This window comes from Paraburkholderia sp. CNPSo 3281 (assembly GCF_024206515.1).
Taxonomy (GTDB): Bacteria; Pseudomonadota; Gammaproteobacteria; order Burkholderiales; family Burkholderiaceae; genus Paraburkholderia; species Paraburkholderia nodosa.
The window spans coordinates 1-20,497 of record NZ_JAMBPS010000052.1; the positions used below are offsets into that span (position 1 = coordinate 1).

21 protein-coding genes, 1 pseudogene and 1 riboswitch are annotated in these 20,497 nt (G+C 67.1%); of the genes and pseudogenes, 19 read left to right on the plus strand and 3 right to left on the minus strand.

All coding sequences use genetic code 11. From position 1 onward, the window contains the following. From M3I56_RS32580 to M3I56_RS32600, 5 genes and pseudogenes are all read left to right on the plus strand, one after another. Window positions 1–241, plus strand: a pseudogene (locus tag M3I56_RS32580) (hopanoid biosynthesis associated radical SAM protein HpnJ); the annotation flags it as partial. Continuing rightward, window positions 241–1,140: a hopanoid biosynthesis-associated protein HpnK gene (gene hpnK / locus M3I56_RS32585; RefSeq protein ID WP_254357545.1), complete on the plus strand. Its 900-nt coding sequence runs from the start codon at window positions 241–243 to the stop codon at window positions 1,138–1,140. The pseudogene M3I56_RS32580 and the gene hpnK, both read left to right, overlap by 1 nt. After that, on the plus strand, window positions 1,137–2,225 hold the full coding sequence (locus M3I56_RS32590) for a lysylphosphatidylglycerol synthase domain-containing protein (protein ID WP_254357509.1): 1,089 nt from the start codon (window positions 1,137–1,139) through the stop codon (window positions 2,223–2,225). The genes hpnK and M3I56_RS32590 overlap by 4 nt, the downstream gene beginning before the upstream one ends. A gap of 78 nt (window positions 2,226–2,303) precedes the next feature. Continuing rightward, the gene (locus tag M3I56_RS32595; protein WP_254335794.1) at window positions 2,304–2,885 is read left to right on the plus strand and encodes an outer membrane protein assembly factor BamE; all 582 of its coding nucleotides are present in this window, start codon (window positions 2,304–2,306) and stop codon (window positions 2,883–2,885) included. A gap of 34 nt (window positions 2,886–2,919) precedes the next feature. Beyond that, window positions 2,920–3,957 carry a patatin-like phospholipase family protein gene (locus M3I56_RS32600; RefSeq protein WP_254357510.1) on the plus strand — a complete coding sequence of 346 codons (1,038 nt, stop codon included), beginning with the start codon at window positions 2,920–2,922 and terminating at the stop codon, window positions 3,955–3,957. Window positions 3,958–3,979: 22 nt separating this feature from the next. Here M3I56_RS32600 and M3I56_RS32605 read toward each other — a convergent pair whose 3' ends face one another. The 3 genes from M3I56_RS32605 to M3I56_RS32615 form a co-directional block, all read right to left on the minus strand. Next, entirely contained in the window at window positions 3,980–4,318 is a 339-nt protein-coding gene (locus tag M3I56_RS32605; RefSeq protein ID WP_254357511.1) for a type II toxin-antitoxin system PemK/MazF family toxin, read from the minus strand. A gap of 7 nt (window positions 4,319–4,325) precedes the next feature. After that, window positions 4,326–4,670 carry an AbrB/MazE/SpoVT family DNA-binding domain-containing protein gene (locus tag M3I56_RS32610; protein WP_254357512.1) on the minus strand — a complete coding sequence of 115 codons (345 nt, stop codon included), beginning with the start codon at window positions 4,668–4,670 and terminating at the stop codon, window positions 4,326–4,328. A gap of 129 nt (window positions 4,671–4,799) precedes the next feature. Next, a complete protein-coding gene (locus tag M3I56_RS32615) occupies window positions 4,800–5,420 on the minus strand; it encodes a histidine phosphatase family protein (protein WP_254357513.1) in 621 nt (206 codons plus the stop codon). 57 nt (window positions 5,421–5,477) lie between these two features. Further along, a riboswitch (cobalamin riboswitch) is annotated at window positions 5,478–5,623 on the plus strand. 39 nt (window positions 5,624–5,662) lie between these two features. Here M3I56_RS32615 and M3I56_RS32620 point away from each other — a divergent pair. The 14 genes from M3I56_RS32620 to M3I56_RS32685 all read left to right on the plus strand — a co-directional run bounded on the left by M3I56_RS32620 (window position 5,663) and on the right by M3I56_RS32685 (window position 20,484). Further along, window positions 5,663–5,881: a CbtB domain-containing protein gene (locus M3I56_RS32620; protein ID WP_254357514.1), complete on the plus strand. Its 219-nt coding sequence runs from the start codon at window positions 5,663–5,665 to the stop codon at window positions 5,879–5,881. Between the two features lie 13 nt (window positions 5,882–5,894). Then, a complete protein-coding gene (locus M3I56_RS32625) occupies window positions 5,895–6,647 on the plus strand; it encodes a CbtA family protein (RefSeq protein WP_254357515.1) in 753 nt (250 codons plus the stop codon). Window positions 6,648–6,964: 317 nt separating this feature from the next. Beyond that, the gene (locus M3I56_RS32630; protein WP_028204762.1) at window positions 6,965–7,654 is read left to right on the plus strand and encodes an ABC transporter permease; all 690 of its coding nucleotides are present in this window, start codon (window positions 6,965–6,967) and stop codon (window positions 7,652–7,654) included. Between the two features lie 13 nt (window positions 7,655–7,667). Continuing rightward, a complete protein-coding gene (locus M3I56_RS32635) occupies window positions 7,668–8,381 on the plus strand; it encodes an ABC transporter permease (protein WP_028204763.1) in 714 nt (237 codons plus the stop codon). Between the two features lie 20 nt (window positions 8,382–8,401). Further along, entirely contained in the window at window positions 8,402–9,193 is a 792-nt protein-coding gene (locus M3I56_RS32640; RefSeq protein WP_375541829.1) for an ABC transporter ATP-binding protein, read from the plus strand. A gap of 160 nt (window positions 9,194–9,353) precedes the next feature. Next, window positions 9,354–10,325: a GlxA family transcriptional regulator gene (locus tag M3I56_RS32645; RefSeq protein WP_254357546.1), complete on the plus strand. Its 972-nt coding sequence runs from the start codon at window positions 9,354–9,356 to the stop codon at window positions 10,323–10,325. Window positions 10,326–10,555: 230 nt separating this feature from the next. After that, window positions 10,556–11,773, plus strand: a complete 1,218-nt coding sequence (locus M3I56_RS32650) for an aspartate aminotransferase family protein (RefSeq protein ID WP_254357517.1) — start codon at window positions 10,556–10,558, stop codon at window positions 11,771–11,773. A 42-nt stretch (window positions 11,774–11,815) separates the two neighbouring features. Beyond that, window positions 11,816–12,895, plus strand: a complete 1,080-nt coding sequence (aruF, locus tag M3I56_RS32655) for an arginine/ornithine succinyltransferase subunit alpha (protein WP_254357518.1) — start codon at window positions 11,816–11,818, stop codon at window positions 12,893–12,895. Continuing rightward, a complete protein-coding gene (gene astA / locus M3I56_RS32660) occupies window positions 12,892–13,926 on the plus strand; it encodes an arginine N-succinyltransferase (protein ID WP_254357519.1) in 1,035 nt (344 codons plus the stop codon). The genes aruF and astA overlap by 4 nt, the downstream gene beginning before the upstream one ends. A gap of 2 nt (window positions 13,927–13,928) precedes the next feature. After that, window positions 13,929–15,392 (plus strand): succinylglutamate-semialdehyde dehydrogenase, encoded by a 1,464-nt coding sequence (astD, locus tag M3I56_RS32665; RefSeq protein WP_254357520.1) that lies wholly within the window; start codon window positions 13,929–13,931, stop codon window positions 15,390–15,392. Window positions 15,393–15,401: 9 nt separating this feature from the next. Continuing rightward, window positions 15,402–16,742, plus strand: coding sequence for an N-succinylarginine dihydrolase (astB, locus tag M3I56_RS32670; RefSeq protein ID WP_254357521.1), 1,341 nt, complete (start codon window positions 15,402–15,404; stop codon window positions 16,740–16,742). Next, a complete protein-coding gene (astE, locus tag M3I56_RS32675; protein ID WP_254357522.1) occupies window positions 16,726–17,778 on the plus strand; it encodes a succinylglutamate desuccinylase in 1,053 nt (350 codons plus the stop codon). Before astB ends, astE begins: the two co-directional genes overlap by 17 nt. A gap of 198 nt (window positions 17,779–17,976) precedes the next feature. After that, window positions 17,977–18,777, plus strand: coding sequence for an ABC transporter substrate-binding protein (locus tag M3I56_RS32680; RefSeq protein WP_028204772.1), 801 nt, complete (start codon window positions 17,977–17,979; stop codon window positions 18,775–18,777). Window positions 18,778–19,098: 321 nt separating this feature from the next. Further along, window positions 19,099–20,484, plus strand: coding sequence for an EAL and HDOD domain-containing protein (locus M3I56_RS32685; protein WP_254357523.1), 1,386 nt, complete (start codon window positions 19,099–19,101; stop codon window positions 20,482–20,484). Window positions 20,485–20,497: the final 13 nt, after the last annotated feature.

Consider the following 20,497-nt stretch of genomic DNA (forward strand, 5'->3'; position numbering starts at 1 on the left):
AGAGAACAAGACCATCAACCTGGTGAGCAAGGAAGGGGTGCAGCTCGCGGCGATCGGCTATGCGCATCTGTCGCGCGACGAGATCTATCACCACCTGGAGCAGTTCTATCGGCAGTTCTATTTCCGGCCGTCGAAGATCTGGGAGATCGTGCGCGAGATGCTCACGAGCTGGGACATGATGAAGCGGCGTCTGCGCGAAGGCGTGGAGTTCTTCCGCTTCCTGCGCGCGCACGAGGCATGATGGACCGCTCCTCTCACGATGCGCGCGCGCTCATCTTCACCGCCGACGACTTTGGCCTGCACGAGCGGGTCAATGCGGCGGTGGAGCGTGCGCATCGCGAGGGTGTGCTCGACTGCGCGAGCCTGATGGTGGCCGCGCCCGCCGCGCTTGATGCCGTGGCGCGGGCGCGCCGCACGCCGGGTTTGCGCGTGGGGCTGCATCTGGTGCTGGCCGATGGCGCGGCGATGCTGCCGCGCGCGCAGATTCCCGCGCTCGTCGATGCGCAAGGGCGTTTCGGCGACAACATGGTCCGTGACGGCGTGCGTTTCTTCTTCCTGCCGCATGTGCGCAGGCAGCTCGCGAAGGAAATACGCGCGCAGTTCGACGCGTTCGCGGCGACCGGGCTCGCGCTCGATCACGTGAACACGCACAAGCATTTTCATCTGCATCCCACGGTGCTCGCGCTGATCCTCGAGATCGGCCGCGACTATGGTTTGCGCGCGATGCGTCTGCCGCTCGAGGCAGGCGCGCCGTTCGCGCTCAAGCCCTGGCTCGCGCTCGTGCGTGCGCGGCTCGCGCGTGCGGGCGTCGCGCACAACGACTACGTGGTCGGCATCGCGAAGACGGGCGCAATGGACGAGGCCGCCGTGCTCGACGCGCTCGCGCATCTGCCCGCGCAGGGCGTGGGCGAGATCTACTGCCACCCGGCGCTCGCCGATGAAGCGCACGACGGGCCCATCACGCCGTCGATGCAGACGTATCGCCACGCCGACGAATTCGGCGCGCTGATCTCGCCGCGCGTGGCCGCAGCGCTCGCGCAGTCGGGCGTGCGCCGGGGCGGCTTTGCCGACGTGTTCTTCGGCGCGGCTTCAGGCTGCGACCCCTCCGCGTCACGCGGCCCCGAGGTGCAGGTGTCATGAAGTGGCTGAAATGGCTGGGCCTGCCGGTCGGGATCGCCATCCTGATCGGTCTCGTCGTCCATAACGGCGCGCACGACGTGCTGCGCGTGATTGGCACGGCAGGCCCCATGCTGCTCTGGCTCGTGCCGTTCCACGCGCTGCCGCTCCTGCTCGACGCTCATGCGTGGCGCCTCCTGCTCGACAAGCGCGCACCGCTCAGCTTCCTCTGGTGGACCGCGACCGTGCGCGAGGCCGTGAACCGGCTGCTGCCCGTGGTCGGCGTGGGCGGCGAGCTCGTCGGCATTCGCCTCGCGCGCTGGAAGGTGCGCAATGCGAGCGAGGTCACGGCTTCGGTGATCGTCGAGGTGTTCGTGACGATCGCCGTGCAATATGCGTTCTCGGCGCTGGGCGTCGTGTTGATCGTCGCCGCAACCGGCGACGGCGGTTCGCTGCGCACCATCATCGCGATCTCGCTAGCGCTCGTGCTCTCGGCGCCGCTGCCCGTGCTCGCCGTGTTCCTGCTGCGTCGCGGCGGCGTTTTCCATGCGATCGAACGCTGGGCCGCGCGGCTGCTCGGCACCGAAAATCCGCTCATGCTCGGCCTCGACGGCAAGCAGCTCGACGCCGATCTCGACGCGCTGATGTCGCGCACGGGCCTCATGTTTCGCGCTTTCTTCTGGCAGCTTGGCGGCTACATGCTCGGGGCGTTCGAGACGTGGTGGGCGCTTGCGCTGCTCGGCCATCCGGTGACGGTCGGCGACGCGCTCGCCATCGAGGCCATCACCCAGGCCGTGCGCCATGCCGCCTTCATGGTGCCCGCCGGCCTCGGCGTGCAGGAAGTCGCCGTGGTGCTGCTCGCGCAGCTCTTTGGCGTGAGCCAGGACGTGGCGTTCTCGCTCGCGCTCGTCAAGCGCATGCGCGAAGTGGTGTTCGGCGTGCTCGCGCTGCTTTCGTGGCAGGCCGCGGAAATCGTCCGCACGCGTCGCGCAGTGCGCCACGGTGTGCAGCCCGCCGCTCAGCCCGCCGATGCGCCGCCCGCCGTGGCGAGCGTGTCCGCAAGTGCGGGCCGCCCGAAGCAGGACTCACAGCACGACCCGGTCCATTGACGGTACATTGTGGGCATGTCGATGCGCGCCGGATCGGCGCGCGTAGACGCAAGCCCATGTTGATGCGTTAGCAAGGACATGAAGCCCACGTTTTCACTCACGCGTTCGCTCGCGCTCGCGTGCGCCGCCACGGCGGCGTTCACGCTTTCCGGCTGCGACGATCGCCAGTTCGATGCCATGCTCGACACCATCCGGCAGGGATTCAAGGCGTTCTTCGATTCCGTGAAGCCCGACGCGCTGCTGCTCAAGGGCCTCACGCCCGGCGTTTCCACGCTCGAGCAGGTACGCGAGCAGATGGGCAAGCCCGAGACCGAGCGCGTGTTCGACGATGGCTCGCGCCGCCTCGAATATCCGCGCGGCCCGCAGGGCCTCAAGACCTGGATGGTCGACATCGGTCCGAACGGGCGGCTCGTGGCCATTACTCAGGCGCTTACGGCGGAAAACTTCGCGAAGATCCGTGTCGGCATGAGCGAGGACGAGGTGCGGCGATTGCTCGGTAAGCCCGGGCAAGTGGCCGGCTACCGCTTGAAGAAGGAGACGGTGTGGAGCTGGAAGTGGCTGGAAGGGGGCGTGACGCCCGAAGCGTATTTCAACGTGCATTTCGGACCGGACGGGCGGGTCACGACGACCTCGCGCTCGGACATCATCCGCGGTCGATGACTCAGTTGACCCAGAACCACGCAAGGAGGCGCGCATGATGAACCGGCGACGGCCCAAGCGCTTGGGACTCGTGCTCGGCGGCGGCGCGGCGCGCGGCTGGGCGCATATCGGCGCGATTCGTGCGCTCGAGGAAGCGGGCATCAAGCCCGACGTGGTGTGCGGTACGTCGATTGGCGCGCTGGTCGGCGCCGTGTATGCGAACGGCGATCTCGACTGGCTCGAGGACTGGGTGGGCAAGCTCACCTGGCAGACCGTGGTGCGCTTGCTCGACTTGCGTTTTTCGGGCGGCCTGCTCGGCGGGCGCAAGGTGATCGACCTTTTTGCGCACCGGTTCAACGGCCGCTCGATCGATGACCTGAGGCTGCCGTTCACGGCGGTCGCCACCGAACTCGACACGGGGCGCGAGGTCTGGCTGCGCGAAGGCGGCGTGGTGGACGCCGTGCGCGCTTCGATCGCGATTCCCGGCATTTTCACGCCGATCTGGCATGACGGCGTGTGGCTCGTGGATGGCGGACTGAGCAACCCGGTGCCGGTGTCCGCCGCGCGCGCGATGCGCGCGGACACCGTGATCGCCATCGACCTCAATCACGACATTCTCAACGGCCGCGACCTGGGCGGCGCGATCGACACGATGCCGCGCGAGTTGCCCGTGGAGGCGAGCGACGCGGCGAGGGCGGCATCGGCCGCCGGGGCGCTCGGCAGCGTCGCCAATGGTGCTGACAGCAGCGAAGCGGCGCTTGAACCGCTCCTGCGCCGCAACGGCAAGCGCTTCCCGCGCTGGCTGCAGCCAGCAGGCCCCGGCGCGGCTGGCGGGCCGGACGTACGCGTGGCGCCGCCGCCTAGCACGCGCGTGCCTTCCGTGTTGAGCTCGGTGGCCCAGAGCATCGACATCATGCAGGTGCGCATTACGCGCAGCCGCCTTGCAGGCGAGCCCGCCGACCTGCTGATCCAGCCGCGCCTGGGCGGCATGGGGATCTTCGACTTTCATCGCGCCGCGCCCGCCATCGAGGAAGGGCGCGCGGCCGTGCAGTACATGATGCCGGCCATCAAGGCGCAGCTAGGGCTGGACTAGGGCGCTTCTCGTGCGCTGCTGGCTACAGGTCGAGAATGCCGGCGACGGCGAATTTCGCCGCCTCCAATTCTTCGGCTGTCGCCGTTTCTCCTTTGTGCCGCCAGACTCTGCCAGCCAGCGACAGCGTGGTGATCTGGTCGGCCATCGCGACGCAGGGTCTGGCAAGGCCGCTGATGGGGATTTCCGACTCCCACCCGTGAATCGTGCTGGTGATGGGCAGCCCGACGAAGCGGCCAGTGAGTTCGTTGAACTCCGCGTCGGTGAGGACGAGGGCAGGGCGGTAGCCGTCCTGCTCGCTGCCTGCACGCGGCCCGACGTTGAGCCAGAGGATGTCGCCTGCGTCTGGTGTTCCATTCTTCATGCGTTCCTTACCATGGGTCGAAACGCGTGGGGTCATCGGGTCCGCCGATTTCGGTCCCTTGCGGCTGGCCGAAGTCGACGAGCGGGTGCGGCTCAAGCTTCCTCTCGCGCAACTGCTGCAAATAGCGCTCGCGCGAGAAGCGCCGGATCGCCGTGTGCGGGCGAACCGTGAGCGACCCATCTTCGACTTCCATCTCGACCTCCTGCCCCTCCGCCAGAGCAAGCTTGCTGGCAAGGCTGGCCGGAATGCGCACCGCAAGGCTGTTGCCCCAACGCTTCAGGGTTTGTATCGCCATTTCGTCCTCGTACTGAACTAGCCGTCTGGCCAATAACGTATTGAGCTTGATGTCCATACCTGATCGCGGTGTATCTACGTAGTTGATACATTTCCGATGCTAGGCCTCGAATAGGCGTGTGTCAACGTGTTGATACGCGTAGCTTTGCGGCGCATGGACGTAGATCAAGGAATGGTGTCCCCAACCTCAATCCACCACGGCGAGCCACACCCAGCCGTGCTGCATGCGGCGTAGCGCCGTCATGGAAAGCGGCGCGATTTCGATCGAGCGAAAACTTGATGACAGCGCGCCCAGCGCGTGAAGAATCGCCGCCCGGATCACGCTTGCGTGCGTGAAGGCGATCAGGTTGTGGCCCGAGTCGGGCACCGCGTCGAGCCAGGCGCCGACGCGCGTGCGGACATCGTCGAACGATTCGCCGCCGCCTGGCGGCCGAAAGCCTGGATCACGCGTCCAGGCCGCAAGGGCTTCGGGCACTTCGCGCGCGAGATCCGTGAGGCGCTGGCCTTGCCACGCGCCGAAGGCGGTTTCGGCGAGCGCGTCAGCTGGCGTTGCCCCCGCGAAGCCTGCCGCGTGTGCGCTCGCGCGGGCGATCGCGGCGGGACTCGTGAACGCGCGCGGCACCTCGGCGTTGCGATTGCCACCGGCCAGCCGCGCGTGCCAGCGTTCGCGCCAGGCGGCAAGCGCCTCGAGTGCGCGCGCATCGAGCGCTTCTTCGGCGTCATCGCCCGCTACAGGCGCTTGCGGGAATGTTCCCGAGCGCAGCGCGGCACTCGCCGCATGGCTCACCAGCCAGACTGTCGTCGGCATGCTTTTCCTTATGCTTCACTACTCTGTGGCTGACCTATCCAGGTGACATCCGGGCCGCGGCCAGCCGTCGCAGCGCGTAGAATACAGGCTCCACGACACGCGGAAGCCGGTGCAAGTCCGGCGCGGTCGCGCCACTGTAACTGGTTGCCGTCGATTGAATCGAAGCAACGGAAGTCAGACCTGCGCGTCGTGAACCACTCTTTCAACGACTAGCGGGGCGCGTAACCCCAGGAGAAGTCAGCATGTCCGAAACCTCATTCCCCTTGCAGCACGCACCGGCCGCGCCGGCGCCCATTCCGCTGCGAGAGATCCTGCCCTGGGCGATCTTCGGCGGCCTCATGCTGCTGCTGGCCTTGTACTTCGTGGGCGCCGAGCAGGGCGCCACGTCGATCTTCCCGGGCATGTACGTCCACGAATTCGTTCACGACGGCCGCCATCTGCTCGGCTTTCCCTGCCACTGACCGGGAGCCGGATATGGTTGGCAAGTTGCTGTTACGCGGCATGCTCGCAGGCATCGCCGCGGGACTCCTTACGTTCGGCTTCGCGAAGATCGCGGGCGAGCCGCAGGTCGATCAGGCGATTTCCTTCGAAGAGAAAGCCGACGCCGCGAAGGGTGAGGCACCCGAGCCCGAGATCGTGAGCCGCAAGACCCAGGCGAGCATCGGTCTCTTCACTGGCGTGATGGTCTATGGCGCGTCGATCGGCTGCCTCTTTGCGCTCGTCTTCGCATATGCGAACGGTCGCGTGGGGCGTCTTGCGCCGCGTGCGCTCTCCGCCTGGCTCGCGCTCGCGGCGTTCGTCGCGATCTACCTGGTGCCGAACATCAAATATCCGGCGAATCCGCCCTCGGTCGGCGACCCGGAGACAATCGGCTATCGAACCGGGCTCTTCTTCCTGATGATCGCGATCTCGATCGCCGTGTCGGTGTTCTCGCTCAAGGTGCGCGCCGCGTTCGTGCCGCGCCTTGGCGTCTGGAACGCTTCGATCGTGGCGCTCGTGCTGTTCGTCGTCGTGATCGGCGCGATCCAGCTCGCGCTGCCGACGATCAACGAGGTGCCCGCCGCCTTCCCGGCCGTGCTGCTGTGGAAGTTCCGCACGGTGTCGATCGGCATGCAGGTCATTCTCTGGACCACGATCGGCCTGCTGTTTGGCGCACTCGCCGAAAAGCTGCCTGGTGCGAATGCCCGTGCGGGCGGCGCACGCGGCACGCAAACGCGCGCCGCTTAAGCTCCGCCGGGTCGCAGCGCGCACGCCGCGCACCTATCGAAAAAGCGACCCCAAACTTGCGTAAATGCCCCGCGCGCCTCGCGTGCCGGGGCATTTTTTTTCGCCTTTCAAAAGCATCGCGCCCGCGGCTGCGTGGGCCCGATCCGCCCGCATCCGTGCGTCGCGTCGCAATGCTGCACTGCAATATCCGCGCCGCGCGAGTTTGAGCAATCCATTTTGCACTGAGACGATCCGCGCCAGTTCATCGGTTTCGACGGCGCTCAGGTGCCGCGCGAGGCCGCCCGAAACGACAAAACGAATATGTTCCGGAGACGCGCGTGATCCTTTACGGCTTTGGCCCGGTGCTGCTCGCCGGCACGATCCAGACCATCGAGCTTTCGCTGCTCTCGCTCGGCGTGGCTGTGCTGCTCGGCCTGGCCGGCGCGGCGGCCAAGCTCTCGTTCAACCGGCCGCTCGCGGCCGTGGCGACCGCCTACACGACACTGATCCGCTCGGTGCCCGACCTCGTGCTGATGCTGCTGCTCTTCTACAGCATCCAGATCGGCGTGAACGAGGCCACCGACGCGCTCGGCATGGCGCAGATCGACATCGATCCGTTCGTGGCCGGCGTCGTCACGCTCGGCTTCATTTACGGCGCGTACTTCACCGAAACCTTTCGCGGCGCGTTTCTCGCGGTGCCGCGCGGCCAGCTCGAAGCGGGCCATGCCTACGGCATGAGCGGCGCGCGCGTGTTCGCCCGCATCCTCTTTCCGCAGATGATGCGTTTTGCGCTGCCCGGCATCGGCAACAACTGGCAGGTGCTCGTCAAGGCGACGGCGCTCGTCTCGATCATCGGTCTCGCCGATGTCGTGAAGGCCGCCCAGGACGCGGGCCGCAGCACCTTCAACCTGTTTTTCTTCCTCGTGATTGCGGCGCTCATCTATCTCGCGATCACCACGCTCTCGAACTTCGCGCTCGTCTGGCTCGAACGCCGCTATTCGGTGGGCGTGCGTCACGCGCAACTCTGAGGAAAAGGCCGTCATGAACGAAATCATTCAGCAATTCGGCCGCGCGTTCCTCTACTGGGACGGCGAGCATGTCTCCGGCCTCGCGATGACGCTGTGGCTGCTTGTGATCTCTGTCGCCTTCGGCTTCGTGTGCGCGGTGCCGCTCGCCGTGGCGCGCGTGTCGAGCCGCCGCTGGCTCTCGCTGCCGGTGCGCTTCTACACCTACGTGTTTCGCGGCACGCCGCTCTACGTGCAGTTGCTGCTCATCTACACGGGCGTGTACAGTCTCGCGTTCATCCGTTCGGAGCCGCTGCTCGACGCGTTCTTCCGCAGCGGCCTGAACTGCGCGGTGCTCGCGTTCGCCCTCAACACCTGTGCGTACACGACGGAGATTTTCGCGGGTGCGATTCGCGCCACCTCGCATGGCGAAGTGGAAGCGGCGCGCGCCTACGGTATGAGCCCGTTCACGATGTACTGGCGCGTGGTCCTGCCTTCGGCGCTGCGCCGCGCACTGCCGCTGTACAGTAACGAGGTGATCCTGATGCTGCACGCGACCACGGTGGCCTTCACCGCGACGGTGCCCGATATCCTCAAGGTCGCGCGCGACGCCAACTCGGCGACCTACCGCTCGTTCGAGTCGTTCGGCCTCGCTGCGCTGATCTACTGTGCGGTATCGTTCGTGCTGGTGGCCGCGTTCCGCCGCGCCGAAAAACGCTGGCTCGGCCATCTCGCCGTGCGCACCCGCTGATTCATCGCAAACCGGAGACCATCTTGGCTCAGACGCAATCCTCAGATAGCAAGCTCGTCGCGCGCGACATCCATAAGCGTTACGGCGACAACGAGGTGCTCAAAGGCGTCTCGCTCGACGCGAAGAAGGGCGACGTGATCAGTATCATCGGCGCGAGCGGCTCGGGCAAGAGCACCTTCCTGCGCTGCATCAATTTCCTCGAGAGGCCGAACGCGGGCGAGATCGTCGTCGACGGCGAGGTCGTGCGCACGAAGGCGGGCCGCAACGGCGACCTGGACGTGGCCGATCACAAGCAATTGCAGCGCATCCGCACCAAGCTCGCGATGGTGTTCCAGCACTTCAATCTCTGGTCGCATATGAACGTGCTCGAGAACGTGATGGAAGCGCCCCTGCACGTGCTGGGCGTGCCGCGCAAGGAAGCCGAGGACCGCGCGCGGCAGTATCTGGAGAAAGTGGGTCTCGCGCCTCGCGTGGAGAAGCAATATCCCTCGCATCTTTCGGGCGGTCAGCAGCAGCGGGTGGCGATCGCGCGCGCGCTCGCCATGCATCCCGACGTGATGCTGTTCGACGAGCCCACCTCCGCGCTCGACCCCGAACTCGTGGGCGAAGTGCTCAAGGTGATGCAAAAGCTCGCCGAAGAGGGCCGCACGATGATCGTCGTCACCCACGAAATGGGCTTTGCGCGCAACGTCTCGAATCATGTGATGTTCCTGCACCAGGGGCGCACGGAGGAAGAGGGCGCGCCCGGCGATGTGCTCGGCGCGCCGAAGAGCGATCGTCTGCGCCAGTTCCTCTCGGGCAGCCTCAAGTAAGCGGCGCGGTTCGCATCGCGCTTTCGTTTTATTGCCTTCGATGGTTCGTCAAGCCGTTCCCCCCTCTGCTTCCGTTCCTGCCGCGCCCGGCGGCCAGGCGCCGCTCGCGCGCGCCGGCCGCACGACCCAGGTGGCGATCGTCGCGCTGCCGCCCGTTTCGATGTCGGGCGTGGGCCCGATTGTCGACGCGCTCAATCTCGCCAACGAGATTGACGGCCGCGCGCTGTACCGCTGGCAGATGTGCTCGTGGAACGGCCGCCCCGTGCCGCTTGCGGGCGGCGCGCAGTGGCCCGCCGACTGCGCGTTCGGCGACGCCGTTTCAGCCGACTGGCTCATCGTCGTCACCGAGCGCTACCAGCAGTTCGCCGACTACCGGCTCTTTCTCGCGAGTCTCGCGCGCGTGGGGCAGCGCACGCCACTCGTCACGGGCATTCACCATGGCATCTGGTGGCTCGCGATGGCCGGACAGTTGCAGGGTTATCGCGTGGCCGCGAACTGGGAGACGTTCCAGCAGTTCGCCGAGCAGTTCGAGCGCACCATCGTCACACAGCACATCTACGAAATCGACCGCGACCGCGCGACTTGCGCGGGCGGCCAGGCCACGCTCGACTTCATGCTCGCGATGATCGGCCGCGACCACGGCCCGGAACTCGCCGAGCGCATTGCCGACGCGCTCGGCGCAAGCACGCTGCGCAGCGGCGACGAGCGCCAGCGTATTCCGTTCGTGACCGCGCCCGGCGAGCGGCACCCGCGCCTGAACGACGCGCTCAAGCTGATGGAGGCGAATATCGAGGACCCGCTCACGACCGACGAGATCGCGAATCTCGTGGGCGTGTCGCGGCGGCAGCTCGAGCGGCTCTTTCGCCAGTACCTCGGCGCGATGCCGTCGAAGTACTACCTGGGCCTGCGCCTTGCCAAGGCGCGCTCGCAGTTGCAGCGCACCAGCAAGTCGGTGGTGCAGATCAGTCTCGCGTGCGGGTTTTCTTCAGCGGCGCATTTTTCGAATGCGTACCGCGAGCGCTTCGGCGTGACGCCGCGCGAGGATCGCCGCAACTGGATCGAGCGCCTGCACGGCGGGGCCGCCGCCGAGCCGCGCGCGGGCGCGCTCGTCGAGCCGCCGGAAGTTCAGTGAACCTGGCCGCGGCGCAGCAAGCGTCCGGACCTTGCAGGTTCCGTACGAAAAAACGCGTCGCGCCTGCGCAAGACGTTTGCGCCGAGCTTGCCTACACTGCACAAGTGTCGACGGGACTTGGCGCTTGAGCGCTTAGTCCCGTCCCATGCAAAGCCACCTGAGCGAAAGGGCACGGCCCCAACGCACACCGACCCCGAATTCGACACGCACTGAGTAATAGAGGAATCGCCATGAACGACCAGACTGTGAGCCGCAAGACCTTCGACGAAGTGATGGTGCCGTGTTTCTCGCCCGCGCCGTTCGTGCCGGATCGCGGGGAAGGCTCGCGCGTGTGGGATACCGAGGGCCGCGATTACATCGACTTCGCCTGCGGCATCGCCGTGACCTCGCTCGGCCACGCGCACCCGGAGTTGCTGCGCGTGCTCGAGGAGCAGGGCAGCAAGCTTTGGCACATCGGCAACGGCTACACCAACGAGCCGGTGTTGCGTCTTGCGCGCCAGCTCGAAGCACTTACGTTCGCCGACCGCGCGTTCTTCGCGAACTCGGGCGCGGAGGCCAATGAGGCGGCGCTCAAGCTCGCGCGCCGCGTGGCGTTCGATCGGCACGGCGCCGACAAGTTCGAGATCATCTCGTTCACCCAGTCGTTCCACGGCCGCACGTTCTTCACCGTGAGCGTGGGCGGCCAGCCCAAGTATTCGGAAGGCTTCGGCCCCGTGCCGGGTGGCATCACGCACTTGGAGTACAACGATATCGAAGCGGCGAAGCGCGCCATCGGCGCGCAGACCTGCGCTGTGATCGTCGAGCCGGTGCAGGGCGAGGGCGGTGTGATTCCCGCCGATCCCGCGTTCCTGCGCGCGCTGCGCGAAGCGTGCGATGCGCACGGCGCGCTGCTGATTTTCGACGAAGTGCAAACGGGCGTGGGCCGCACGGGCCACTTCTACGCTTACGAAGATACGGGCGTCACGCCCGACATCCTCACGACGGCCAAGGCGCTCGGCAACGGCTTCCCGATCGGCGCGATGCTCACGACCGAAGCGATTGCGGCGCACTTCAAGGTGGGCGTGCATGGCACGACCTATGGCGGCAATCCGCTGGGCGCCGCGATTGCGGGCAAGGTGGTCGAGTTGGTGAGCGATCCGGCGCTGCTGGCGGGCGTGCGCGCGCGCGGCGAAGCGATTCGCGGCAAGCTCGCGAAGCTCAACGAGCGTTTCGACATGTTCAAGGAAGTGCGCGGCAAGGGGCTTCTGATCGGCGCCGAACTGAATGCGCGCTTCGCGGGCCGCGCCAAGGACTTCAACGGGGCGGCCGCGAATCGCGGCGTGATGATGCTGATTGCCGGGCCGGACGTGCTGCGCTTCGCACCCTCGCTCATCATTCCCGAAGCGGACCTCGACGAAGGCTTTGCGCGCTTCGAGCAGGCCTGCGCAGATGTGATCGGCGCACGCTAAATCGTAACCCAGCCGCAACCCAGCGCACACACAGGACCGACGATGCTATTCGTTCGCCCCGCCAGGCTTTCCGATCTCGACGCGATCGCCCACATGGCGCACACCGCGCAGCCGGTGCTGCATTCGCTGCCGCACGACCGCGCGGCGCTGGAAGCGCGCATCGCGCTTTCAGAAGATTCGTTTCGCGCGGACGTGGACTTTCCCGGTGAGGAGTTCTATCTGTTCGTGCTCGAAGATTCCGCCACGGGGCGGCTCGTCGGCACCTCGAGCATCGTGGCGGCGGCCGGCTACGCCGAGCCGTTCTACGCGTTTCGCAACGACGCGCTCATTCATGCGTCGCGCGAGCTGCACGTGAACCGCAAGATTCACGCGCTGACGATGTCGCACGAACTCACGGGCAAGAGCCGCCTCGCGGGCTTCTACATCGAGCCCTCGCTGCGCGGCGACGCGGCCGCGCATCTCATGTCGCGCGCACGCATGATGTACGTCGCGATGAACCGCCGGCGCTTCACGCCCGAAGTGTTCTCGCTGCTGCTCGGCGTGACCGACGAGACGGGTGCCTCGCCCTTCTGGGAGGCCGTGGGTCGCAAGTTCTTCGGGCGCGATTTCAAGGACATCGAACTGGCCTCGGGCGGACGCAGCCGCACCTTCATCGCCGAGGTCATGCCGGCTTATCCGCTCTATGTGCCGCTGCTGCCGGAGCCGGCGCAGCGCGTGCTCGGCGAGCCCGATCCGAGCGCCTTGCTCGCTTACGAGATCCATCTGGAAGAAGGCTTCGAGCCGGATCGTTACGTCGATATTTTCGATGCGGGCCCGGTGCTGACCGCGCAGGTGGACCGCACGGCCTCGGTCGCCGGCAACGAGACGCGCACGGTGCGCGAAGTGGCGCTCGCAACGAACCTGGAAGGCGCGGCGTATCTGGTCGCGAGCCAGCACGCGGGCGAGTTCCGCTGCGTGCTCGCGACGCTGCCCGAAAGCGAGAAGGGCGCGGGCATCATCGCGCCGCTCGACGCGAGCGCGCGCGCCGCGCTCGGCGTGCAGGACGGCGAGCCGGTGCGCTGTGCGCCGCTATATCGCGCCACCCCGCAAACAGAGGATGCCTATATGGGAGACGCACAATGATCGTGGTACGCGTCGTGCAAACGGGCGACGTGGACGCGCTCGTCTCGCTCGCTCAGGAAACGGGCCCCGGCCTCACCACCTTCAAGCCCGATCGCGAGGCGCTCAAGGCGCGCATCGAGCGCGCGCGGCGCACGCTGGCGGGCGAGGCCGAACTGCGCGAAGCCGGCTACTTCTTCGTGATGGAAGACACGGCCACGGGCGACGTGGCCGGCGTATGCGGCATCGAATCGGCCGTGGGACTGGAGCAGCCGTTCTACAACTACCGCGTGAGCACGGTGGTGCACGCAAGCCAGGAGCTCGGCATCTGGACGCGCATGCGCGCGCTCAATATCTCGCACGATCTCACGGGCTATGCCGAGGTGTGTTCGCTCTTTCTTTCGCCGCGCTATCGCACGGGCGGAATGGGCAGCCTGCTTTCGCGATCGCGCTTCATGTTCATCGCGCAGTTTCGCGAGCGCTTTCCCGAGCGCCTGTGTGCGGAATTGCGCGGCCATTTCGACGCTCAAGGCACGTCGCCGTTCTGGCGTGCGGTCGGTTCGCACTTCTACCAGATCGATTTCAACGCTGCCGACTACCTCAGCTCGCACGGGCGCAAGTCGTTCCTCGCGGAACTGATGCCGCGTTATCCGGTGTACGTGGAGCTGCTGCCCGAGGAAGCGCAGGCTTGTGTCGGCCTCACGCATGCCGACACGATTCCCGCGCGCCGCATGCTCGAAGCCGAGGGGCTGCGCTACGAGAATCACGTCGATATCTTCGACGCGGGCCCGGTGCTCGAATGCCATATCGGCGACCTGCGCACGGTGCGCGAGAGCGTGGTCGTGCCGGTCGAGATCGGTGAGGCGCATGCCGAAGCGGGTGTGCGCTCACTCGTATCCAACACGTCGCTCGGCGATTTCCGCGTGGGATTCGCGCCGGGCGTCGTCTACGACGGCGTGTTCACGCTGAGCGCCACGGAAGCGGCGGCGCTGAACGTCGCGGCGGGCGATCCGGTGCGCGTGCTCGGCCCCGCGCAAAAGCATCAAAAGGGATGACCATGAACGAGCTTTACATCGATGGACAATGGTGCGCGGCCTCGGGCCCCGCGTTCGCTTCGCGCAACCCTGGCACGGGCGAGACCGTGTGGAGCGGCAATGCCGCGAGCGCCGAAGATGTCGATCGCGCCGTGAATGCCGCGCGCCGCGCGTTCGCCGCGTGGGCGCAAACGCCGCTCGAAGTGCGCTGCGAGTTCGTGAAGCGCTTCGCCGCTCTCGTCACCGAAAAGAAGGAAACGCTCGCCCAGGCCATTGGTCGCGAGACCGGCAAGCCGCTCTGGGAAGCGCGCACCGAAGCGGCGTCGATGGCCGCGAAGGTCGCGATCTCGATCACCGCCTATGGCGAGCGCACCGGCGAGAAGCGCGCGCCGATGGCCGACGGCGTGGCGGTGCTGCGCCATCGCCCGCACGGCGTCGTCGCCGTGTTCGGTCCGTACAACTTCCCGGGCCATCTGCCCAACGGCCATATCGTGCCGGCGCTGATCGCGGGCAACGCCGTCGTGTTCAAGCCTTCGGAACTCGCTCCCGAAGTGGCGCGCGTAACGGTCGAACTTTGGCGCGAAGCGGGCTTGCCCGCGGGCGTGCTCAACCTCGTGCAGGGCGAGCGCGACACCGGCATTGCGCTTGCGAATCACAGACAGATCGACGGGCTCTTTTTCACGGGCAGCTCGGACACGGGCACGCTGCTGCATCGCCAGTTCGGCGGCCGGCCCGAGATCGTGCTCGCGCTGGAGATGGGCGGCAACAATCCGCTCGTCGTCGCGCCGGTCGAGGATATCGATGCCGCCGTGCATCACACGATCCAGTCGGCGTTTCTTTCGGCGGGGCAACGCTGTACGTGCGCGCGCCGCATTCTCGTGCCCGCAGACGCATTCGGCGAGCGCTTCCTTGCGCGCTTCGTCGAAGTGAGTGCGCGCATTACCGTGGGTGAGTACGACGCCGAGCCGCAGCCCTTTATGGGCGCCGTGATTTCGGCGCGCGCGGCGGGCAAGCTGATGAGCGCGCAGGCGCAGTTGCTCGAGCGCGGCGCACGCGCCTTGCTGCCGATGGAGCAACGCGATCCGGCGCTCGGTTTCGTGACGCCGGCGATTCTCGACGTGACGGGCGTGGCGGACCTGCCCGACGAAGAGCACTTTGGCCCGCTCGCGCAGGTGATCCGCTACGCGGGTTTCGACGACGCCATTGCGCAAGCCAACAACACGGCGTACGGCCTCTCGGCGGGCCTGCTCGCCGACGACGAAGCGCTGTGGCAGCGCTTCACGCGCGAGATCCGCGCGGGCGTGGTGAACTGGAACCGGCCGACCAACGGTGCGTCGAGCGGCGCGCCGTTCGGCGGCGCGGGCCGCTCGGGCAACCACCGGCCGAGCGCGTTCTACGCCGCCGACTACTGCGCCTACCCGATGGCCTCGGTCGAAAGCGCGCAACTGCAGATGCCCGCGAGCGTTTCGCCGGGTCTTCACTTCTAAGGAACGACGATGCAAACCCTTGAAGCCAACTTCGACGGACTCGTCGGCCCCACGCACAACTACGCCGGGCTGTCGTTCGGCAACGTCGCCTCGCAGAGCAACGACAAGTCCGTCGCGAACCCGCGCGCCGCGGCGCAGCAGGGCTTGCGCAAAATGAAGCGGCTCGCCGACCTCGGCTTCGCGCAAGGCGTGCTGCCGCCGCAGGAGCGGCCGTCCATCCGGCTGCTGCGCGAGCTGGGCTTTGGCGGTAAGGATGCCGAAGCGATTGCGCGCGCCGCGAAGGACGCGCCCGAACTGCTCGCCGCGGCAAGCTCCGCGTCGGCCATGTGGACCGCGAATGCGGCCACGGTGAGCCCTTCGGCGGATACGCCCAACCGGCGCGTGCATTTCACGCCCGCGAACCTGTGCAGCAAGCTGCATCGCGCGATCGAGCACGAGGCGACGCGCCGCACGCTCGCCACGGTGTTCGCGGACCCGTCGCACTTCGTCGTGCACGAGGCGCTGCCGGGCACGCCCGCGCTCGGCGACGAAGGCGCGGCCAACCATACGCGTTTTAGCGCGCAGTACGGCGAGCGCGGCGTGGAATTTTTCGTGTACGGGCGCAGCGAATATCGCCGAGGACCGGAGCCCAGGCGCTTCCCGGCGCGGCAGACGTTCGAGGCGAGCCGCGCCATTGCGCAGCGCCACGGCCTGACCGATGCGGGCACCGTATTCGCGCAGCAGAATCCGGACGTGATCGACGCCGGTGTGTTCCATAACGACGTGATCGCCGTGGGCAACCGCAGCACGCTGTTTTGCCACGAGCGTGCGTTCGTCGACCAGAAAGCGGTCTACGACGAACTGCGCACGAAGCTCGCGGCGCACCACGCGCCGTTCCACGTGATCGAAGTGCCCGAAGCGCGCGTGAGCGTGGCCGACGCGGTGTCGTCCTATCTTTTCAACAGCCAGCTGCTGAGCCGAGCGGACGGCACGCAGATTCTCGTCGTGCCGCAGGAAAGCCGCGAGAATCCGCACGTGGCGATCTACCTCGACGAACTGGTCGCGAGCAGCGGGCCGGTGAACGAGGTGCTCGTGTTCGACCTGCGCGAGAGCATGAAGAACGGCGGCGGACCGGCGTGCCTGCGTCTGCGCGTGGTGCTCAGCGAGGAAGAACGCGCGGCGACGGCGCCTGGCGTGTGGATGAACGACGCGCTCTTCACGCGCCTCGACGGCTGGATCGAGCGGCACTATCGCGACCGGCTCGCGCCGCAGGATCTGACCGATCCGACACTGCTCGTCGAGTCGCGTACGGCGCTCGACGAACTCACGCAGATTCTCGGCCTCGGATCGCTCTATGACTTCCAGCGCTGATACCCCGCTCGAGGACTTTCTCGCGTACACGCTCGCGGGCGCGCGCCCAGCCACGCCCGAGGCGGCCCGCGGCGAATGCGCGGGCGGCGTGCGCTGGCAATGGCTCGACGAGGGCGTGCTGGAGCTGGAACCGGCACACGTCGACGACACGACGCGCAGCGTGCTGGTTTCGGCGGGCGTGCACGGCGACGAGACCGCGCCGATCGAGCTGCTCTCGCAACTCGTGGCCGACATCGCGGCGGGCCGCTCGCCGCTCGCCTGCCGCGTGCTCGCGGTGCTCGGCAATGCCGGCGCAATGCGCGCCGGCGAGCGCTATCTCGACGACGATCTCAACCGCCTGTTCGGCGGCCGCCACGCGCGCGTGCCGGCGAGCCGCGAGGCGCCGCGCGCCGTGGCGCTCGAAGCGGCGGCGCAGCGCTTCTTCGCGAAGGCCGCGAGTTCTGCCGATGCGCCCGTCGCGCGCTGGCACCTCGACATGCATACGGCGATCCGCGCTTCGGCGTTCGAGCAGTTCGCGCTGCTGCCGCACACGGGCGAGCCGCCCGCGCGCGCGATGCTCGAATGGCTCGCCGACGCGCGCATCGCGGCCGTGCTGATCCACACCGAGAAGGGCGCGACCTTGTCGTCGTTTACGGCGGAGACGTGTGGCGCGCTCGCCTGCACGCTCGAGCTTGGCAAGGTGCGTCCGTTCGGCCAGAACGATCTGGCTCGCTTCGCCGGCGCCGATGCTGCCGTGCGCCGTCTCGTGGCTGGGGAATTGTCGTTGCCAAAGGGTGCGCAGATGCCGCGCATCTTCACGGTGATCGGCCAGATCACGAAGCAGAGCGCGGCGCTCAAGCTCAACGTGGCCGCCGACGTGCCCAACTTCACGCCGTTCCCACGCGGCGAGGTGCTGGCGGAAGACGGCGCCTACCGCTACGTCGTGCAGCACGACGAGGAGCGCATCGTGTTTCCGAATCCCGGCGTGAAGCCGGGCTTGCGCGCGGGCCTGCTCGTCGTCGACACGACCCGGGAGACGCTCGCCGCGCTCGCTTGAGCGCCGGCGCCATCGCGGTACAATCGCGCCCTCGCGGTTGCTGCGGCGCACCACACACGGTGCGCGCGCTTGAGCCGTGTTTTTGGCGCAGCGATCCTGTGCCGGCGCCGGGAAGCCGTTTTTTAGCGGCGAATCGAACCATGAAGCTGCCTGAACGGGCTTCGCCGGCGCACCCAATCTGACTGGAAAGAGACACTGATGAAGACGAACTGGAACAAGCTGGCAACGCTCGCATTCTGCGCGGCCGCCATGACGGCAGGCGCGGCAGGGGCCGCACACGCCGCCGATATCAAGGAAATCCGCTTTGGCGTAGAGGCGTCGTACGCGCCGTTCGAATCGAAGTCGCCCGCAGGCGAACTGCAGGGCTTCGATATCGACGTGGGCAATGCCGTCTGCGCGAAGCTCAAGGCAAAGTGCGTGTGGGTGGAAAACTCGTTCGACGGCCTGATTCCGGCGCTGCAGGCGCGCAAGTTCGCCGCGATCAATTCCGACATGTCGATCACGGACCAGCGCCGCCAGGCCATCGACTTCACCGACCCCATCTACGCGATTCCGAACCAGATGATCGCGAAGAAGGGCAGCACGCTGCAGCCCACGCCCGAGTCGCTCAAGGGCAAGCACGTGGGCGTGCTCCAGGGCACGATCCAGGAAACCTACGCGAAAGCGAAGTGGGCGCCCGCAGGCGTCGACGTCGTGCCGTACCCGACGCAGGACCAGATCTACGCGGACCTCGTTTCGGGCCGCCTCGACGCCTCGTTTCTCGACGCCGAAGCCGCCTCCAAGGGCTTCCTGAACAAGCCGCAGGGCGCGGCCTTCGCGTTCGCGGGCCCGCAGGTCGTGGACGTGAAGCTGCTCGGCGAGGGCGTGGGCTACGGTGTGCGCAAGAACGACGCGGCGCTCAAGGCCGCGCTGAACGGCGCGCTCAAGGACCTGAAGGCGGACGGCACGCTCGACCACATCGCGGCGAAGTATTTCGACGTGAAGGTCGTGCTCAAGTAATCGGCAGTTGCCGATAGACCGACCGGCTGGACGCAATCCAGCCGGTCGGTTTTTTTCGCGCCTTTGCTTCGGATTGCGTATCAAATCATGCATGCGTCGAGCGCTAACGCAATGCCCGCGACGCATGTGGCACTGCAAAAACCACAAAAAATCCAGCGAATCGCGCAGAACTTCATTTCCGCGCCTTACTTGCCAGGATAAAATCGACACAAGAAAGTGCCGCGTCCGGCGCGCCATGTGTGCGAAGCGCAAACGGTTGCGGCATGCCAAGAAACAAGACCAGGGCGCCGCCATGCGCGCGGCGCCGCGCGGGGGACCCCCATGAGCTTCAACGCCGCAGACCGGCCGCAGACGACAGGAGTCGCGGGCAGCACGCAGTCGCCGGAACACGCCGGCCCGCCCATCGACGTGTATTTCGCGCGCCAGCCGATACTCGACCGGGAGGGCCTCCTCTGCGCGTTCGAGACGTCGCCGCGCCTCGTGGACCGGCGCGAAAGCGCCGAAATCGAACAAGAGGCCGAAGCGGCCGCCAAAGACCAGGCCTCGGGCCTGACGCCCAAGCCTTCCGCCACGAGCACTGCGCTCCTCAAAGGCTTCGCCGCGCCCGTCTTGCGCGCCTCGCTCGCGGGGCATCCCGCCTGGCTCGACATGACGCGCGACGCGCTTTTTCACGACGGCCTGCAGCGCGTGAGCCCCGAGCGCGTCATGTTCGAGTTGCCTGTGGACATCGGCGCGGATCCGGATCTGATCGCGCGGCTCGTCGAGTTGCACCGCCGCCGCTACCGCTTCGCGCTCGATCATGTGTCGAAGGCAGATGAGTCGCTTGCGAAACTGCTGCCGTATGTGGACGCCATCAAGATCGATATCCGCGAGATCGCGCCCACGGTGCTGCCGAAGTTCGCGAGCGTGATGAAGGCGGCGGGCAAGCTTCTCGTGGCCATGGGCGTCGAGACCCAGGAAGACTATCAGCGCGCGCACGACCTCGGCTTCGACCGCTTCCAGGGCTACTTCTTCGCGAAACCGCACGGCGGCGCGCGCCGCTCCAGCGCGCCGCGCCAGGCGTTGCTGAACCTGCTGCATCTGCTTGCGGCCGAGCCCACGGTCGCGCAGCTCGAAGCGGAGCTGAAGCTCAACCCCGTGCTCGTGATGCATCTGATGCGGCTTGCCAACTCGGGCAGCATGAACATCGGCCGCAAGGTGACGACGCTGCGCGAGGCGATCAATGCGACCGGCACCAATGCCATCGCGCGCTGGACGCAGTTGCTGCTTTACGCGGACGGCCGCAAGATCGCCGCCGAAGACGACCCGCTGCTGCAACTCGTCGCCACGCGCGCGCGCTTCATGGAAATCGCGGTGACGCAGCTTGCCCACGCACACCTCGAAGACGAAGACGCGGCGTTTCTCGTAGGGGTGTTCTCTTTCGTCGAGGCGGTATTCGGCGGCCCGCTCGAAAGCACGCTCGAAGTGCTCACGCTGGCCAAGCCGATCCGCACGGCGATCGTCAAGCGCGAGGGTGCGCTCGGGCGGCTGCTCGAACTTTCCGAGGCGCTGGAGCGCGCGGACTGGGCCCGCGTGGAGGCGCTGTGCGCGGAACTCGAGCCGCTCGACGCCGCGACGGTCGCGGCGATCTCGCTCACGGCCGCGGAATGGGCGGGCGCGTCCGGCCGCGACGCGGAAGACGAGGGGCTGGAACGGATCGAAGATTGAGCGGGCGGGGCGG

Coding starts and splice junctions, on each gene's coding strand:
- astD (WP_254357520.1), top strand. CDS start 13,929: ATGAACGAGCTTTACATCGATGGACAATGGTGCGCGGCCTCGGGCCCC.
- M3I56_RS32635 (WP_028204763.1), top strand. CDS start 7,668: ATGAACGAAATCATTCAGCAATTCGGCCGCGCGTTCCTCTACTGGGAC.
- M3I56_RS32650 (WP_254357517.1), top strand. CDS start 10,556: ATGAACGACCAGACTGTGAGCCGCAAGACCTTCGACGAAGTGATGGTG.
- M3I56_RS32610 (WP_254357512.1), bottom strand. CDS start 4,670: ATGGACATCAAGCTCAATACGTTATTGGCCAGACGGCTAGTTCAGTAC.
- M3I56_RS32645 (WP_254357546.1), top strand. CDS start 9,354: ATGTCGGGCGTGGGCCCGATTGTCGACGCGCTCAATCTCGCCAACGAG.
- M3I56_RS32590 (WP_254357509.1), top strand. CDS start 1,137: ATGAAGTGGCTGAAATGGCTGGGCCTGCCGGTCGGGATCGCCATCCTG.
- M3I56_RS32625 (WP_254357515.1), top strand. CDS start 5,895: ATGGTTGGCAAGTTGCTGTTACGCGGCATGCTCGCAGGCATCGCCGCG.
- M3I56_RS32620 (WP_254357514.1), top strand. CDS start 5,663: ATGTCCGAAACCTCATTCCCCTTGCAGCACGCACCGGCCGCGCCGGCG.
- M3I56_RS32680 (WP_028204772.1), top strand. CDS start 17,977: ATGAAGACGAACTGGAACAAGCTGGCAACGCTCGCATTCTGCGCGGCC.
- aruF (WP_254357518.1), top strand. CDS start 11,816: ATGCTATTCGTTCGCCCCGCCAGGCTTTCCGATCTCGACGCGATCGCC.
- astE (WP_254357522.1), top strand. CDS start 16,726: ATGACTTCCAGCGCTGATACCCCGCTCGAGGACTTTCTCGCGTACACG.
- M3I56_RS32615 (WP_254357513.1), bottom strand. CDS start 5,420: ATGCCGACGACAGTCTGGCTGGTGAGCCATGCGGCGAGTGCCGCGCTG.
- M3I56_RS32685 (WP_254357523.1), top strand. CDS start 19,099: ATGAGCTTCAACGCCGCAGACCGGCCGCAGACGACAGGAGTCGCGGGC.
- astB (WP_254357521.1), top strand. CDS start 15,402: ATGCAAACCCTTGAAGCCAACTTCGACGGACTCGTCGGCCCCACGCAC.
- hpnK (WP_254357545.1), top strand. CDS start 241: ATGGACCGCTCCTCTCACGATGCGCGCGCGCTCATCTTCACCGCCGAC.
- M3I56_RS32595 (WP_254335794.1), top strand. CDS start 2,304: ATGAAGCCCACGTTTTCACTCACGCGTTCGCTCGCGCTCGCGTGCGCC.
- M3I56_RS32600 (WP_254357510.1), top strand. CDS start 2,920: ATGATGAACCGGCGACGGCCCAAGCGCTTGGGACTCGTGCTCGGCGGC.
- M3I56_RS32605 (WP_254357511.1), bottom strand. CDS start 4,318: ATGAAGAATGGAACACCAGACGCAGGCGACATCCTCTGGCTCAACGTC.
- astA (WP_254357519.1), top strand. CDS start 12,892: ATGATCGTGGTACGCGTCGTGCAAACGGGCGACGTGGACGCGCTCGTC.